This is a genomic window from Eikenella longinqua (assembly GCF_001648355.1).
GTDB classification, from domain to species: Bacteria; Pseudomonadota; Gammaproteobacteria; order Burkholderiales; family Neisseriaceae; genus Eikenella; species Eikenella longinqua.
The window spans coordinates 59,212-74,876 of sequence record NZ_LXSL01000018.1 but is presented as its reverse complement, the minus strand read 5'-3'; the positions used below and the strand labels follow the sequence as shown (position 1 = coordinate 74,876).

The 15,665-nt window shown below is 61.1% G+C and carries 18 protein-coding genes; 4 read left to right on the top strand and 14 right to left on the bottom strand.

Annotated features, from left to right (window positions below; all coding sequences use genetic code 11):
- Window positions 1-186: 186 nt before the first annotated feature.
- From A7P95_RS05495 to A7P95_RS05470, 6 genes are all read right to left on the bottom strand, one after another.
- Window positions 187-765: an opacity family porin gene (locus tag A7P95_RS05495; RefSeq protein ID WP_067592401.1), complete on the bottom strand. Its 579-nt coding sequence runs from the start codon at window positions 763-765 to the stop codon at window positions 187-189.
- Between the two features lie 460 nt (window positions 766-1,225).
- Window positions 1,226-1,732 (bottom strand): hypothetical protein, encoded by a 507-nt coding sequence (locus A7P95_RS05490; protein ID WP_067592398.1) that lies wholly within the window; start codon window positions 1,730-1,732, stop codon window positions 1,226-1,228.
- A gap of 12 nt (window positions 1,733-1,744) precedes the next feature.
- Window positions 1,745-2,365 carry a phosphoribosylglycinamide formyltransferase gene (gene purN / locus A7P95_RS05485; RefSeq protein ID WP_067592396.1) on the bottom strand — a complete coding sequence of 207 codons (621 nt, stop codon included), beginning with the start codon at window positions 2,363-2,365 and terminating at the stop codon, window positions 1,745-1,747.
- An 85-nt stretch (window positions 2,366-2,450) separates the two neighbouring features.
- Window positions 2,451-3,266 carry a glutamate racemase gene (murI, locus tag A7P95_RS05480; RefSeq protein ID WP_067592393.1) on the bottom strand — a complete coding sequence of 272 codons (816 nt, stop codon included), beginning with the start codon at window positions 3,264-3,266 and terminating at the stop codon, window positions 2,451-2,453.
- 139 nt (window positions 3,267-3,405) lie between these two features.
- Entirely contained in the window at window positions 3,406-3,891 is a 486-nt protein-coding gene (locus tag A7P95_RS05475; protein WP_067592390.1) for an FxsA family protein, read from the bottom strand.
- A 179-nt stretch (window positions 3,892-4,070) separates the two neighbouring features.
- Window positions 4,071-4,703 (bottom strand): DJ-1/PfpI family protein, encoded by a 633-nt coding sequence (locus tag A7P95_RS05470; protein WP_067592387.1) that lies wholly within the window; start codon window positions 4,701-4,703, stop codon window positions 4,071-4,073.
- Between the two features lie 218 nt (window positions 4,704-4,921).
- Between A7P95_RS05470 and A7P95_RS05465 the strand changes: the two genes are divergently transcribed.
- Window positions 4,922-5,587, top strand: a complete 666-nt coding sequence (locus A7P95_RS05465; RefSeq protein WP_067592452.1) for a peptidoglycan DD-metalloendopeptidase family protein — start codon at window positions 4,922-4,924, stop codon at window positions 5,585-5,587.
- 262 nt (window positions 5,588-5,849) lie between these two features.
- On the top strand, window positions 5,850-6,671 hold the full coding sequence (locus A7P95_RS05460) for a class I SAM-dependent methyltransferase (protein WP_067592384.1): 822 nt from the start codon (window positions 5,850-5,852) through the stop codon (window positions 6,669-6,671).
- 81 nt (window positions 6,672-6,752) lie between these two features.
- Here the strand turns inward: A7P95_RS05460 and A7P95_RS05455 are convergent, their stop codons facing one another.
- Complete coding sequence (locus A7P95_RS05455) at window positions 6,753-7,334, bottom strand: hypothetical protein (RefSeq protein WP_156503509.1); 582 nt, start codon at window positions 7,332-7,334, stop codon at window positions 6,753-6,755.
- A gap of 194 nt (window positions 7,335-7,528) precedes the next feature.
- Entirely contained in the window at window positions 7,529-8,410 is an 882-nt protein-coding gene (locus A7P95_RS05450) for a hypothetical protein (protein ID WP_067592378.1), read from the bottom strand.
- A 243-nt stretch (window positions 8,411-8,653) separates the two neighbouring features.
- Between A7P95_RS05450 and A7P95_RS05445 the strand changes: the two genes are divergently transcribed.
- Entirely contained in the window at window positions 8,654-8,941 is a 288-nt protein-coding gene (locus A7P95_RS05445; RefSeq protein WP_067592376.1) for a hypothetical protein, read from the top strand.
- Window positions 8,942-9,075: 134 nt separating this feature from the next.
- On the top strand, window positions 9,076-10,446 hold the full coding sequence (gene glmU, locus A7P95_RS05440) for a bifunctional UDP-N-acetylglucosamine diphosphorylase/glucosamine-1-phosphate N-acetyltransferase GlmU (RefSeq protein ID WP_067592373.1): 1,371 nt from the start codon (window positions 9,076-9,078) through the stop codon (window positions 10,444-10,446).
- A gap of 165 nt (window positions 10,447-10,611) precedes the next feature.
- On the opposite strand, the gene A7P95_RS05435 is transcribed toward glmU, so the two are convergent.
- From A7P95_RS05435 to A7P95_RS05410, 6 genes are all read right to left on the bottom strand, one after another.
- Window positions 10,612-11,067: an MliC family protein gene (locus tag A7P95_RS05435; RefSeq protein ID WP_067592371.1), complete on the bottom strand. Its 456-nt coding sequence runs from the start codon at window positions 11,065-11,067 to the stop codon at window positions 10,612-10,614.
- A gap of 218 nt (window positions 11,068-11,285) precedes the next feature.
- The gene (locus tag A7P95_RS05430) at window positions 11,286-11,924 is read right to left on the bottom strand and encodes an MBL fold metallo-hydrolase (protein ID WP_067592369.1); all 639 of its coding nucleotides are present in this window, start codon (window positions 11,922-11,924) and stop codon (window positions 11,286-11,288) included.
- A 171-nt stretch (window positions 11,925-12,095) separates the two neighbouring features.
- Window positions 12,096-13,661, bottom strand: coding sequence for a glutamine-hydrolyzing GMP synthase (gene guaA / locus A7P95_RS05425; RefSeq protein ID WP_067592367.1), 1,566 nt, complete (start codon window positions 13,659-13,661; stop codon window positions 12,096-12,098).
- 96 nt (window positions 13,662-13,757) lie between these two features.
- The gene (locus tag A7P95_RS05420; RefSeq protein WP_067592365.1) at window positions 13,758-14,123 is read right to left on the bottom strand and encodes a hypothetical protein; all 366 of its coding nucleotides are present in this window, start codon (window positions 14,121-14,123) and stop codon (window positions 13,758-13,760) included.
- 86 nt (window positions 14,124-14,209) lie between these two features.
- Window positions 14,210-15,001: an indole-3-glycerol phosphate synthase TrpC gene (trpC, locus tag A7P95_RS05415; RefSeq protein ID WP_067592363.1), complete on the bottom strand. Its 792-nt coding sequence runs from the start codon at window positions 14,999-15,001 to the stop codon at window positions 14,210-14,212.
- 33 nt (window positions 15,002-15,034) lie between these two features.
- The gene (locus tag A7P95_RS05410; RefSeq protein ID WP_067592360.1) at window positions 15,035-15,538 is read right to left on the bottom strand and encodes an RNA pyrophosphohydrolase; all 504 of its coding nucleotides are present in this window, start codon (window positions 15,536-15,538) and stop codon (window positions 15,035-15,037) included.
- Window positions 15,539-15,665 lie beyond the last annotated feature (127 nt).

Below are 15,665 nucleotides of genomic sequence, written 5' to 3'. Positions count from 1 at the left end.
GCCGTATCCGTTGCCGGCGGGGAGGCTGGCGGGTGGGCATTTATATGCAAACGAGCCTTGCCCTGTTTTTCAGGTAGCCTCCAAGCAGGGAGAGGCTACCTGAAAAAGATTGCCCGCCCCGCGCCAATAAAAAACCACCCGAGCCTAGCAGCTTCGGGCGGTTTGCGGCACGCAGGTTGCGGCAAATCAGAATCTCACGCGCAGGCCGGCGGAAACTTCGTGGGAATCCAGCTTCGTGCCGTCGAATTTGCCCCAGTAGTTGTAGCGGTAGCCTGCATCCAGGGTGATGTTTTGGGTGATGTTGTAGCCCACGCCGAGCAGGGCGCCTACGCCGGTTTTAGTTTTGCTGAAGTGGTAATTGTCGTCATAACCGGGAGCGTAGTCATGATCGTCGAACGACAGGTGGTTGACGTCGATGCGCGCGCCTACATAGGGCTTCACCGGGGCGTTCAAGTCGATATCGTAAATGGCAGACACGCCGAAGCTGCGGAATTTGTATTCCCAATCTTCCCCGCCTACCGGATAAGTTTCGTGGCCGCTTTCGCTCTTATAGTGGGTGTAGTCGGCCGCCACGCGGAAATCGCCGAAATCGTAGCCCACAGACAGGCGCGGGCTGAAGCCTTTGGCGCTCAGGGCTTCTTCGCTGTCATGCAGCTTCACCCTTGCATGGCCGAGGTCGGCTTGCACATAGAAACCGCGGTTGTCGTCGGCCAGGGCGACGGCGGGAAGGGAAAGGACGAGCAGCGTGGCCAAAACTTTTTTCATGATGTTCTCCTTAATATGAAATCGATAAGATGATTGTGAATAGGCAACGGATTGTGTTTACTCCTTTTGCTGCCTGAATTGTATTGCGTAATGGCAGCATTAACAATCTTAAACTATTTTAACGAAGCAGATTGTTGGAATATTGCAATGAAGTGTGCAAGCCGCGCCGAGGGTAGCGTTTTATAGCGAATTAACTTAACCGGCTCGCTTTGTATCATTGCATATTAATCCGCCCTAGCCGCTCTATTTTTCAGGTAGCCTTCGGGCGCGGAGAGGCTACCTGAAAAAAGAAATGGCGGGCAGGTTGCTTAAACCTGCCACGCCACGCTCCGGCATTTTGTGCCAGCAAATTGCGGCGCCTTCCCTGCCTACCCTACATCCAGCCGAGGCGGTGCAAGATAAGTTGCACCAATAAAAACAGGATGGCCAAAGTCATCGAGAAACCCCAAGAATACCAAAATTAGAGGGCTTTACCCCGCCAGCCCGAAGGCGGTTCGGGCGGTTCGGTGTAGACAACTGCACCTTTCTTTACACGGTAGCTTTCGCCCGCATCGCCGAGCACATAGCTGCCGTCGTTGAGCGCGAGCATGATGTCGAGCAACAATTGGAGCTGGCTTTCGCTTGGGTTTTTCAGCCACAGGCTGTCGCCTTCTTGCTCGTTGTGTTGGTAGAAGACGGCGGTGTCTTCGCCTAGCTCGTTTTGGCTTCGCAGAAACTCACTCTGTTTGTTTTTGCTTCGCGAAAATTCGCTTTGCGTATTTTTGCTTCGCAGAAACTCGCTATGCTCGTTTTCAGGTAGCCTTTCGGCCTGTTCGGGCGGGGCGAAGCAGATGAAATTGCCGCTGGCATCGTGGCAGGCTTCGAGCTGAAACTGTTCTTTCAGCAGGCGGGCGGTGTCGCTGAAACTATCGAGAATTTTGGGCTGTTTGGCGGGGCGGTCGTTGAGCAGGTAAACGAGATAGCTCATGGGTTTGCTCCCTTAATCCAGCCCGGCTTCGCCTGCGCTGCGGCGGTTAAACACGCGTTTGCCTTGGATGCGGAGGTGGCCGGCGGCGAAGTCGGCCACGGCTTGGGGCAGCAGCCGGTGTTCAACCTTGAGCACGCGCTCGGCGAGGGTGTCTGCGGTGTCGGAATCGTACACGGGCACGGCGCCTTGGGCGATGATGGGGCCGCAATCGAGCTCGGCGGTGACGAAGTGTACGGTGCAGCCGGCGAGGCGACAGCCTTCGTCAAGGGCGCGCTGGTGGGTGTGCAAGCCGGGGAAGGCGGGCAGCAGGGAGGGATGGATGTTGATGGTTTTATTGGCAAAGCGGCTGCAAAATTCGGGCGGCAGGATGCGCATGTAGCCGGCGAGGAGGACGAGGTCGGGCTCGTGGCCGGCCACAAGCTCGAGCATGGCTTGGTTGAAGGCGGCGCGGCCGGGGTAGTCTTTGGGGGTGAGGGCGGCGGTGGGGATGCCCTGCCCTGCCGCCCAGGCGAGGCCGGGGGCTTGGGGGTTGTCGGAGAGGACGGCGGCGATGTGCAGGTTGGGAATATTGGCTTGCACCACGGCCTGCATATTGCTGCCGCGGCCGGAGATGAGGATAACGGTTTTGGTCATGATGTGATTATTTGAAAAGTGGTGGAAATATTTTTCAGGTAGCCTGTGATGCCGCTCAGGGCTACCTGAAAATGTTTGGGCGCCCTCATCCCAGCCGCATCATTTCTATCTGCTCCATGCTGCGGCCGAGGAAGCGTTCGCCGATGGTGCGGAAGCGCAGGGGGATGTCGCTCACGTAGAAGCGGTAGTCGGCGGGGGCGGCGCCGGTGTTGAGCAGGCCGGCGGCGGCGAGGGCTTCGGCGGTAGCTTCGGCGGTGGTGAGCGCGGAATCCACCAGGGCGAGGTGCGGGGCTTCGCTTTGCAGCAGGGGTTTGAGCAGGGGGTAGTGGGTGCAGCCGAGCACGAGGGTGTCGATGTCTTCGGCTAGGAGCGGCTTGAGGTATTCGCGCACGGTGAGGCGGGTGACTTCGTGCTCGAGCCAGCCTTCTTCCACCAGCGGCACGAGCAGCGGGCAGGCTTGGGAGGGCACGCGCGCCTGCGGGTTTTGCGCGTGGATGGCGCGGGCGTAGGCGTTGGAATTGACGGTGGTGGAGGTGGCGATGATGCCGATGTGGCCGTTGCGGCTGGTGCGCAGGGCGGCCTGTGCGCCGGCGCTGATCACGTCGAGCACGGGCATGCTGCCGGCCATCTGCCGCACTTTGGCGCCGGCCACGGCGGCGATGGTGTTGCAGGCAATCACGAGCGCTTTCACGTCGTGCTGCATGAGGAATTCTACAATTTGCCCGGTGTAGGTTTCGATGGTGCTGCGCGATTTCACGCCGTAGGGCACACGGGCGGTGTCGCCGAAATAGATGATGTTTTCGTTGGGCAGCCGCTCCATCAGGGCGCGCACGTTGGTGAGACCGCCGACGCCGGAGTCGAATACGCCGATGGGGCGTTGCGTGAGACTGTTGGGTTTCATGTTGCCGGATTTGCCATTACGGGGAAAAGGCGTATTGTACACGCGCGGCGGATAAGGGAAAGGCTACCTGAAAAACAGCGTGTATATTTTTCAGGTAGCCTTTTTGCGCGGAGTTAGACTTAAAAGAGTTGGGCTGGAATCAGCCTTGGCGCGGCGGCTCGCCGTCGTGCTGTTCCAGCAGGCGGGTTTCCCCGCGCTCTTCCTGCGGGCGCACGGTTTCAAACTCGCCGTCGATGATGTCGCCGTCTGCGCGGTAGCCCGAAGCGCGGTAACCCTGCCCCATTTGCTCGGGGCGCACCGCCGAGGGGCCGCCCTTAATCGGCAGCATCAGCACGCAGGCCAAAAGCGTGGACACAAAGCCCGGCGACATCAAAAGCAGCGCCGCCACAATATAGCGCAGCGGCCACAGCATTTGGTAAAACGACAGCTCGCCCTGATTGTGAAACAGCGAGCCGGCCAGCATCACCGAAGAAAAGCCCAGATTGCGCAGCATGGCCAGCCCAGCCATAAACGACAAAATCATCAGCAGCAGCGTGGGCAGCCCGCCGAGCCGCTCGGCCACCATCACAATCGAAGCCGCTTCCGCCCCCGCCAGCAGCAAGAGCCAAATCCCTAGGTAACGCATTGAGTTTCCTTTCAAACTAATCTTTCTAACGTTGAGTTTCGCCGAAGCTGTGCTTTACCCCGTTTCAGGTAGCCTCGGCTCGGCCACAGCACCGCGCCCTCCCCTATATCTGCCCGCCAAGCGCAAAATCAAGCGCCCATTCTGCAAAGTTTCCCCGGCTTTTGCGCAGCCGGCAGAGGCTACCTGAAAATTCCTGAGCGGCTGGCAAACGGGTCGCCCGCCGGATTGCTGTGCCAAATATATTCGCAATGCGCGGCGATTTCCTCCGCTTGAGCGCGGCCGTAGTGGTCGGCGATGAAGCCCAGCGCCATGTCCATGCCCGCCGATACGCCCGAAGAAGTGTAGAACCGCCCCGACGTCACCCAACGTGCCGCCGGCTGCCAAGCCACCTTGTCGTTTACCGAGCGCACCCAATCGAAAGCCTTTTTGTTTGACGTGGCCGGCAAGCCGTCCAGCCTGCCGCTGGCGGCCAACAGCGCCGCGCCGGTACACACCGCCAAACAGCAGGCGGCCTGGTCCAGCCATGCGCCCAAATCGCGCAGGAAAGCCGTATCCCGCACCAGCGGCCGCGTGCCCTGCCCGCCCGGTATCAGCAAGACAGCATTTTCAGGTAGCCTTTCCAGCCGCTGCGTCTGCACGGCAAAACCCTGCCGGCTGTCCACCATGCCGCCGCCCCTCGACACATAATGCAGCCTAGCTCGCGGCAGGCGGAATAAAAACTCCACCAGCCCCATTAAATCCAGCGTTTCGTATTGTTCGAACAGCAGGCAGTAAATCTCGGCTTCGGCCTGCGGGTTGAATGCAGAAGGCATGGCTCACTCCTTGCGCGGTATTTGGCAAACGGCCCTATCATACCCCGTTTGCAAGCGCCTTAGCCGCCCGCCCGGTTTGTTTCCCTGCCATTTCCTATAGTATGATAGGCACACCTTCTCGGCAGCGAGCCCGGCAAACGGCCAAATCGGTTTGCCCGCGCCCGCTGTATCTTTCCTTTTCAGGTAGCCCTGCTGCCGCTTCAACCGGAGTGCACACCTTGAAATTCTCTTCCGCCTGCACCGTTCTCTTGTGTACCACCCTTCTAGCAGCCTGCGTCGGCACCGGCACCGGCGACCAATACTACCGCGTACAGCGCGGCGACACGCTCTACCGTATCAGCCGCCGCTTCAACCAGCCCGTATCCCGCCTGATGGCATGGAACAACCTGAAAAACCCCTCCCAGCTCGAAGTGGGCCAGCGCCTGCGCGTGGGCCACGCCCGCGGCGGCAGCAATGCCCGCAGCAGCACCGCCGCCAACCGGCCGGTGAGCCGCGCCCCCGCCGAGCGCACCACCGCCGCGCCCAGCAGCCTGCAATGGCCGGCACGCGGCGAAATCATCACCCCGTTCAACGGCGGCTCCAGCAAAGGCATCGACATCGCCGGCACTGCCGGCACACCCGTGAAAGCCGCCGCGCCCGGCCGCGTGAGCTACGTGGGCGAAGGCATCCGCGGCTACGGCAAACTCATCCTCATCAACCACACCGGCGGCATGCTCACCGCCTACGCCCACAACAGCCAAATCAGCGTGCGCGAAGGCCAGCAGGTATCCGCCGGGCAAACCATCGGCAGCATGGGCAGCAGCGGCACCGACCGCGTGAAGCTGCACTTCGAAGTGCGCATCAACAACCGCGCCGTCAATCCGCTGGACTACCTGTCGAAATAAAGCAAAAGGCTACCTGAAACTTTGCCCACCATTTTTCAGGTAGCCTCTTTTACCCACGCCACATAAGCAAAGGCTGCCCGAAACACAAATGTCAACCGAATAAAACGGCAACCTACTCAATACACCAACCGCTCCCGAACCCCCATCCCTTTCCGGCTACACCGAAATATTTTCAGCTTCGCCGAAGCGCACGCTTTAACTTCGTTGAAGCCCACGCTTTCAGGTAGCCTGCCCACGCTCTTTGCCTCTCTCGGGAGTTTCCATGAACCAACGCCTTTCCTCCGACACCATCAGCCAACTCTCCACCACCATGCTCATCCCGCTGTGGGCCAAGGCGGTGGAATACGATCGTGCCGACGCCCTCATCAAAGACGCCGCCGCCGTGCAGATGCTGCGGCAAATCAACTACGATTTCAGCATCTTCGCCAAATCGAAACTGTCGCAGCCCGGCTGCTGCGCCCGCGCCGCCCTCATCGACGAAGAGGCGCAACGCTTTATCGCGCAACACCCCGACTGCGTGGTCGTGCAGCTCGGCGCCGGGCTGGACGCACGCTTCGAACGCCTCGGCCGCCCGCCCGTTACCGCCTGGTACGACCTGGATTTGCCCAACGTCATCGGCATCCGGCGCCAACTGCTGCCCGAATCGGGCAACCACTACCTAGCCGCCTCCATGTTTGACGAAAGCTGGGCGCACACCGCCGCCGCACACGGCAAACCAGTGCTGCTGCTCACCGAAGGCGTGCTGATGTATTTCGAAGAAGCGCAGGTCAAAGCCCTGCTGGCCATGATTGCCCGCACGCTGCCGCACGCCGTGCTGGTGTTCGACATGCTGCCGCCGGTGGCCGTCGGCCGCGCCAAGCGGCACGATGCGCTGGGCAAAATGGCGCAGTCGCCCGAATTCAAATGGTCGCTGCCCGATGCCCGGGTGATGGAAGCATGGCTGCCCGGCAGCAAAGTGCGCGTGGTGGGCAGATTGAGCCGGCGCTGCGGCCACCGCTACCCTTGGCTCTTCCGCCTGATTTACCGCACCGGCTGGGGCAAGCGGCTGTTTGACCAGAAAATTATCAAAATCGAGCTGCCCTAGCCCGCCAGCCAAGTGCCATTTAAAGGCTACCTGGAAACTGGCAAACCACTTTTCAGGTAGCCTGTTTGCCTCACCGCACCATTACTCCCCAGCACACCCCTGCTCGCGGCAAGGCGGGCAAGATTCCCGCTCGTGGTAGCTGCCCGCCAGCCGGAGCAAAGCCGACTCCACTGCCGCCGCATCCGCCCGCGCCGGCACCTGCGCCACAAAATAATTCACCGAGCGCCGGCCCGGAAAATACGCCGCCAGCTCCTGCCCGCCGCTGCGATAGCCCGTAAAGCGCCACAGCTCGCCCGAGCTGCCGCGCGAACGGATGCGTCGCACCATCGCCGGCCGGATTTGCTCACCCGACCCGGCATACTGCGCCGCCACATCGTTCACCTGCGCCCGCACCGCCTCGGCAAAGCTCCCGCCCGGCCGGGGGGCAATGCTGCCCGTATACATCATCACCCGCGCCGCACGCAGCCCGCCCTCCTGCGGCAGAAACACCATCGGCACGCCCTTGTCCGCCAACAGCCGGTTATCCTGAATCCAGCCCGCCGGCACACGGAAACCATAGCAATGGTTCGCCCCGTGCGCATAGCCCGTATCCCCCTCCGGCGCCGCCTGCACACTCCCCGCCGCCAAAGCGGCCGCCAGCAGCCAAGCCAAACGTTTCATCATTTTCTCCTTTTTTCCAATCGGTTAAACGGCACAGCGCCGCCCCGCCACTCTACCACCCCACCGCCGAAGCAGCCAGAACACCACCTATTTTCAGGTAGACTCAAAGCAGAGACCTTTCTCACACCAGCAAGCAAAAGGCTACCTGAAAATTTTGAGCCGCGCGGAAACGCCGCTACGCTTTCAAGCAGCCTGCTTCATTCATCCTTTTTCTCAAAAAACACATCCCGACACGCCGCATACAGCACCAGCATCAAAAATAAGCCAAACATATTGTCCGCCAGAGCCACTATCCGCCAAAGCCACACGGGCGGCACCGTATCCATCGCCGCTATCGATATTACTTTAGGTTGAGCCAGCGCTACAGCTATGCCCAACACCACCCGCACCGCCAGACCCAACAAGGTAGCCAACACCACAGCCAGTGCCACCCCGCCCGCATTACGTCCCACTCCGCGCCAACCCGCCGCCCAAGCCCTCGCCACCCCCGCCCGGCGGCACACCACCAGCACCGGCGCCACCCCGTTCGGCAACAGATATGCCAATATAAAAAACAGCCAATTCCAATACATGATCCAGTCTGCCGCTCCACTCAGCAGCGATGACGGTTTACCCCGCATATTGACCACATAAATCCCCAGCAACCCCTCCACCCGAAGCAATAACTGGTCAAACACCACATTCAGCAAACCCAGCAGCGCCAACGCCCCGGCACACCGCACCAACACCACCAAGCCCGCACGCCAATCAACACGGACTTTCCGCCCCACCCGCTCCGCCGCATAAGCCGCCCCCGCCGTAGCAAATACCACGGCAAAATCGTGCACCGCAGGGAAAAAAGAAATCAGAGTAGGCGTGATCAGCTCTGCCAGCGCAGCCAGCACAGACGACAAAATCGTCCAAGCCAACACCAGCCCAAACCACCAGCCAGCCCGCTGCCAAAACAAAGCCCAAGCCGTCCCAAACCAAACAAACGCCCGCCACGCCGGCAACCGGCCGGCTTCAACATTCGCCACCACGTCCGCCTCTTCCGCCACACTCAGCGGCGGTGCATAACGATCGTCTTCCCGTTTATGCATATTTTCCCTTTTATCTTCAGCGCTAATTCAAAACTGCGCGGATTGTATCGCAAAAGACTACCTGAAAAATAAGCCGTTCAAAGCCCGCCCCGCCATTTTCAGGTAGCCCCACACCAGCCGCCCAAGCCCACCCGAAATCGCCGCCCCGCAACAGGCAACACCATTTTCAAGCAGCCCCACAGCCAGCCCCCGCCGTTCGCGTTATAATGACCCAAGCAACCCCAACAACACAAAGGAAACATCATGCGCCCCGCCGTCCTACTGCTCGCCCTCCTCTCCCTCTCCGCCTGCACCTGGGAAACCTACCAAGACCAACACGGCAAAACCGGCCTGCGCCAGCGCTACGCCCCCGGCACCCCCGTCGTGTATCAAGACGGTACCTTCTCCCGCAACCAGCGCTACAACGAATACCGCCCCGTGCCCGTGCCCGTTACCCGCGAAGAACACCAGCACAGCGTGCCGCGCACCACCTGGAGCAACGAAGCCGCCCCCGACACCTCCGGCGGGCAAACCATTCACCCCGCCCAATAAAACACCGTTTCAGGCAGCCCCAACATTTTCAGGTAGCCTCAAAGGCTACCTGAAACCCATTCCCCCGCTTCATAAAGCCGGGAAAACACCGCAAACAATTTGCCCGCCCAACAACCAATCCGAGAAAACCAGCCATGCCCACCCCCCTCCACATCGTCATCCTCGCCGCCGGCAAAGGCACCCGCATGCATTCCGCCCTGCCCAAAGTGCTGCACCAAATCGGCGGCCAAAGCATGCTCGAGCGCATTATCCGCACCTCGCAAAGCCTGAAGCCGCAAAGCATCAACGTCGTCATCGGCCACGGCCGCGAGCTCGTGCGCGAAAAAATAAGCCGCAACGACGTAAACTGGGTGGAACAAACCGAGCAGCTCGGCACCGGCCACGCCGTGCAAACCGCCCTGCCCCACCTCGGCGCCGAAGGCCGCACCCTCATCCTCTCCGGCGATGTGCCCCTCATCAACCGCGAAACGCTCCAAGCCCTGCTCGATGCCGCCGGCGACGAAGTCGGCCTGCTCACCGACATCCCGCCCAACCCCTTCGGCCTCGGCCGCATCATCCGCAACGCCGAAGGCCAAGTGGACGCCATCGTGGAAGAAAAAGACGCCAGCCCCGAGCAAAAAGCCATCCGCGAAATCAACACCGGCATCCTCGTGCTGCCCAACCGCCACCTCGCCGGCTGGCTCGCCCAACTCTCCAGCAACAACGCCCAAGGCGAATACTACCTCACCGACGTGATCCGCCTCGCCCGGCAAAGCGGCGTGGCCGTGCACCCCGTACAAGTGGCCGCCTCCCACCTCGCCGCCGGCGTGAACAACAAAGCCCAGCTCGCCGAGCTCGAACGCATCTTCCAGCGCGAACAGGCCGAAGCCCTGCTGCAAGCCGGCCTCACCCTGCGCGACCCCGAGCGTTTCGACCTGCGCGGCAGCCTCGAACACGGCCAAGACGTGGTCATCGACGTGAACGTGGTGCTCGAAGGCGAAAACCGCTTCGGCCACAACGTATCCATCGGCGCCAACTGCGTGATCAAAAACGCCGTGATCGGCAGCCACACCGTTATCGAGCCCTTCTCCCACCTCGAAAACTGCCGCATCGGCAGCAGCGCCCGCATCGGCCCCTTCGCCCGCCTGCGCCCCCATGCCGACCTTGCCGACGAAGTACACATCGGCAACTTCGTGGAAGTGAAAAACAGCACCATCGGCCGCGGCAGCAAAGCCAACCACCTCACCTACCTCGGCGACGCCCAAATCGGCAGCCGCAGCAACATCGGCGCCGGCACCATCACCTGCAACTACGACGGCGTGCACAAACACCGCACCATTATCGGCGACGAAGTGCGCATCGGCTCCGGCAACATGCTCGTGGCCCCGCTCACCATCGGCCACCGCGCCACCACCGGCGCCGGCAGCACGCTCACCCGCAGCTGCCCCGAAGATGCGCTCACCCTCGCCCGCACCCGCCAAACCACGCTCACCGGCTGGAAACGCCCCGAGAAAGAGGAAAAATAAGCCCTTGCCTGAACAAGCATTATCGGCACACAAAAGGCTACCTGAAAATCCCACGGCAGATTTTTCAGGTAGCCTTTTCTTGCAGGCAGCAAAAACCGGCAGCAGCGGATTGCTCCGCGGCTGCCGGCCTGATTTCACTCATGCGGCGATTGAATTCAAATCAAATTAACGGCGTTGGCAGGAGGTCTCCACCTGGTTGCCGTAGGGGTCTTTGAAGCTGAACACGGCTTCGTTGCCTTTGCGGTGCCATTCCGCGCCGCTGCCGAACAGGCCGCGGTTGCTGGTGTAGCGCTCGCCGGAAGCGGCAACGGCGCTGGTAAGCACGGCGCGTTTGTCGTCGAGCTGGAGGCTCACGCGGCCGGTGCCTTCCTGGCGCACGCTCACGCTCAAGCCGTTTTCGCAGCTGAAGCGCTCGATGCCTTGCCGGCCGTGGCGTTCGTGGCGCGGGCGGCGCTGATGGTCGCGGTCGTCGCGGCGATCTTGCATGTCGTCGCGGCGCTGCTCTTCATAACGATGGGGGGGCGGCCGGTTGTGGTCGCCGTCGTCTGCATGCATGGGCGCCGCGCAGGCGGTCAGCAGCAGAGCCAATGAGGCGGGCACAGCCCAAGTACGTACTTTCATCATGCTTTTCCTATAAGGTTAGAAAATGCCGCCTGCACTGGGCAGGGGTGGAGCTATCTTAGTCTAAAGGTTTGGGCATAAAAAGAGGGATTAACCAAGATTTACGGCGGCAGCGGAATGCATGCATCTTAACGGTGGCCGTCTTTGCAATTATCTTGCGCGGGGCAGGCTGATTTTCCCCTACCACAGCGGCTTTGGGCAGGGGAAATCGGGTTGAGCTAGCCGAGCAGGAAGGGATTGTGCCGCTTTTCGTGGCCGATGGTGGTGGTGCGGCCGTGCCCGGGCACGACGATGGTGTCTTCGGGCAACACCAGCAGTTTTTCGCGGATGCTGCGCAGGAGGTCGGCATGGCTGCTGCGCTCGAAGTCGGTGCGGCCGATGGATTCGTAGAACAATACGTCGCCGGCAATCAAGAGTTTGGCTTCGGCGCAGTAAAACACAACGTGGCCGGGGGTGTGGCCGGGGGCGTGCAGCACTTGGAAGCGGTAGCCGCCCACGCTAAGCTCGTCGCCCTCTTCCAGCCAGCGCGTGGGCTGCACGGGCGGGGAAACGGGGAAGCCGAAGCCGGCGGTGGTGTCGGGCAGGCTGTCGAGCAGCCATTGGTCGGCGCGGTGCGGGCCGATAACGGGCAGCGGGGTGCGGGCGATCATGTCGGCCACGCCGGCGGCATGGTCGAGGTGGCCGTGGGTGAGCCAGATTGCTTTGGGCTGCAAGCCGAGTTTGGCGGCTTCGCCCTGCAGCCATTCGGCTTCGCCGCCCACGTCGATCCACACGGCTTCTTTGCTTTGTTCGTCCCACAGCAGGGAGCAGTTTTGGCGGAAGGGGGTAACGGGGAAGAGGTTGAGTTGTAGGGCCATGGCGGTGTTGTGGGTGGAGGGTTGGAAAGGATTTTCAGGTAGCCTGCAAAGCGGGGAGGCTACCTGAAAATATAGCTGATGGTTTCGTTTCTATAACAGGCAGTTTATCTGTAGCAAATATTTTCAGGTAGCCTGTATTCATGCTGAGGCTACCTGAAAATCCTGCACCGGTTATTCCCACTCAATCGTGGCGGGCGGTTTGCCGCTGATGTCGTACACCACGCGGTTGATGCCGCGCACTTCGTTGATGATGCGGTTCGACACTTTGCCCAGCAAATCGTAGGGCAGCTCGGCCCAATGTGCGGTCATGAAATCGCTGGTGATGACGGCGCGCAGTGCCACCACGTATTCATAAGTGCGGCCGTCGCCCATCACGCCCACGGATTTCACCGGCAGGAATACGGTGAAGGCCTGGCTGGTGAGGTCGTACCACGATTGGCCTTCTTCATTGAAGGTGTTGCGCAGCTCTTCGGTGAAGATGGCGTCGGCGCGGCGCAAGAGCTCGGCGTATTCGCGTTTCACTTCGCCCAAAATGCGCACGCCGAAGCCGGGGCCGGGGAAGGGGTGGCGGTAGATCATTTCTTTGGGCAGGCCGAGGGTGAGGCCGAGCTCGCGCACTTCGTCTTTAAACAGGTCGCGCAGGGGCTCGAGCAGCTTCAGGTTGAGGGTTTCGGGCAGGCCGCCCACGTTGTGGTGGCTCTTAATGGCGTGCGCCTTTTTGGTTTTGGCGCCGGCGCTTTCGATCACGTCGGAATAAATCGTGCCCTGCGCCAGCCATTTGGCGTTTTTCAGCTTGGCGGCTTCGCGTTGGAACACTTCGATAAACTCGGCGCCGATGATTTTGCGTTTGCGCTCGGGGTCGGTTACGCCGGCGAGTTTGCCCAAAAACTGCTCGGAGGCATCCACATGCACCACGTGCACGCCGAAATGCCGCCCCATCATATCGAGCACGGCGGTGCGCTCGTCCAGCCGCAACAGGCCGTGATCGACAAACACGCAGGTGAGCTGGTCGCCAATGGCGCGGTGTATGAGCGCGGCGGCCACGGAGGAATCCACGCCGCCGGAAAGCCCGAGGATCACTTCCTCATCGCCCACCTGCTCGCGGATTTTGGCCACCATTTCATCCACATAATTGGGCATAGTCCAGCCCGGCTTGGCGCCGCAAATGTCCAGCACGAAGCGGTTGAGCAGGGCGCGGCCTTGTTTGGTGTGCGTGACTTCGGGGTGGAACTGGATGCCGTAGAAGCGTTTGGCTTCGTGCCCCATGATGGCCACGGGGCAGGAGAGCGTGTCGCCGAAAATGCGGAAGCCTTCGGGCAGGGCGGACACTTTGTCGCCGTGGCTCATCCACACTTCCAGCGTGTTCGGCTCGCCATCGCTCAGGCCGGCGGTGAGCGGGCTGTCGGTGGTTTTCACTTCGGCATAGCCGAATTCGCGCTGGTCGCCGGGGGAGACTTTGCCGCCGAGGTGGTGCGCCATAAACTGCATGCCATAGCAGATACCGAGCACGGGCACGCCCAAGTCGAAAATGCCGGTGTCGGCCTGATAGTCGGAATCGTACACCGAATTGGGGCCGCCGGAGAGGATGATGCCTTTGGGATTGAAGGCTTTAATCTCGGCAAGCGGCATATCGTAGGGGTGCAGCTCGCAATACACATGCGCCTCGCGCACGCGGCGGGCGATGAGCTGGGTTACTTGCGAACCGAAATCGAGAATCAGGATTTTGTCTTGGGTCATATCGATGTCTCTGGGTGGTTTCGAATGGGGTTTCTTTTTTCAGGTAGCCTGCCCTGCCCTCAAAGCAGCTTGAGGCTACCTGAAATATTTTGCAATTCAGCGGTAGCGCCGCAGGATGCGCCGGATATGCGCGCTGCGCTGGCGGCACACCGCCGCTGTGTCTACATCGGCCGCGGGCTCGTAGCGGGCGCGCTCGGCGGCCATCTGTGCGCCGTTTTGCCGCCACCAGGTTTCTTGGTCGCTGCCGGAGCATTGGCCGGCCAGCTGCATCAGTTTGTCGGACTGCTGCTCGGCGGCGGCGGGCAGCTCGGCGGCATCGTGATTGGTGCAGGCATACAGATAAGTGAGCACCTCGATGCTGTCGCGGTTCACCTGCGGGCATGGCGCCTGCCCTGCCGGCTGTTTGGCCAGGGTGGCGGCAGGCAGCAACAGCAGCGCTAGCATGGCTGGAAAACGTTTCATGCCTACTCCTTGCGTCAAAATCAAGCCTCAAACCTGCCATGAACTTTTTCAGGTAGCCCCAGCTCTGCAAAAGGCTACCTGAAAACTCAAGCAAACAGTTTTTCCACTTCCGCGCCCACGTCTACGGCACGCATAAAAGTTTCGCCAATCAGGAAGCTGTGCACGCCGTGGCGGCGCATAAACTGCACGTCTTCGCGGCTGCGGATGCCGCTTTCGGTAACGATTACGCGGCCTTCTCCGGCGATTTCGGGCAGCAAATCCAGCGTTTGCTGCAGGCTCACTTCAAAGGTGCGCAGGTTGCGGTTGTTCACGCCGACAAGCGGGGTGGCGAGGCGGCGGCATTTTTCCAGCTCCCCGGCATCGTGCAGCTCCAGCAGCACGGCCATGCCCAATTCGTGCGCGATGCCCTCCAACTCTTCAAGCTGGGCTTGGCCGAGCGCGGCGGCAATCAGCAGCACGGCGTCGGCGCCCATGGCGCGGGATTGGTAGATTTGATAGGCGCTCACCATAAAATCTTTGCGCAACACGGGCAGCGCCACGGCGGCGCGGGCGGTTTTCAGGTAGCCTGCCGAGCCTTGGAAATACTGCTCGTCGGTGAGCACGGAAAGGCAGGCGGCGCCGGCGGCCTCATAGGCGCGCGCCAGCTGCTCGGGCTGGAAATCGGGGCGGATCAGGCCTTTGCTGGGGCTGGCTTTTTTGATTTCGGCAATCAGCGCGGCCTGCCCTTGGCCATGCTTGGCGCGCATGGCTTGCACAAAGCCGCGCGGCGGCGGCATATCGGCGGCGCGGGCGCGCACTTCGGTCAAGGGCAGCGCGGCTTGCGCGGCGGCCACTTCTTGATGTTTGGTGGCGAGGATGTGGGTGAGGATGTCGCTCATCGGCGGTGTCTTTCACTCTTTGGGCAGGGAGGCCTAGCGCTGGTTAAACTGCTCCAGGCTTTCCAGATTGTGCAGGAAGCGGGAAAGCTCCTGCAGGGCATTGGTGTAAACGTCTTTTTTAAATTCAATCACTTCTTCGATGGGCGCCCAGTAGTCGTGCCAGCGCCAGGCGTCAAACTCGGGCTGGCTGCTGGCGCGCAGGTGCACATCGCTTTCGCGGCCGATGAGCCGCAGCAGATACCAAATCTGCTTCTGCCCGCGGTATGCCCCGCGCCATTGGCGGCGCACCCAGTTGCCGGGCACGTCGTAGCGCAGCCAGTCGCGCGTGCGGCCGAGGATTTTCACGTGGTGCGGCAGAAGGCCCACTTCTTCGGCCAACTCGCGATACATGGCGGCTTCGGGGCTTTCGCCGGGCTTGATGCCGCCCTGCGGAAACTGCCAGGAATGCTCCTGCACGCGTTTGCCCCAAAACACTTCGTTGCGCTGGTTGGTGATGATGATGCCGACATTGGGGCGATAACCTTCTCTGTCCAACATAATATTTCGCCCGATTTGAATAATTTTAAACGTGCGGATTTTCCCACAAAACGGCCTGGCAGGCTACCTGAAAAGCTGGCGGGCGGCCTGCCGGGCGGGGTAGCTTGCCTGTTGGGATGCACGGAAA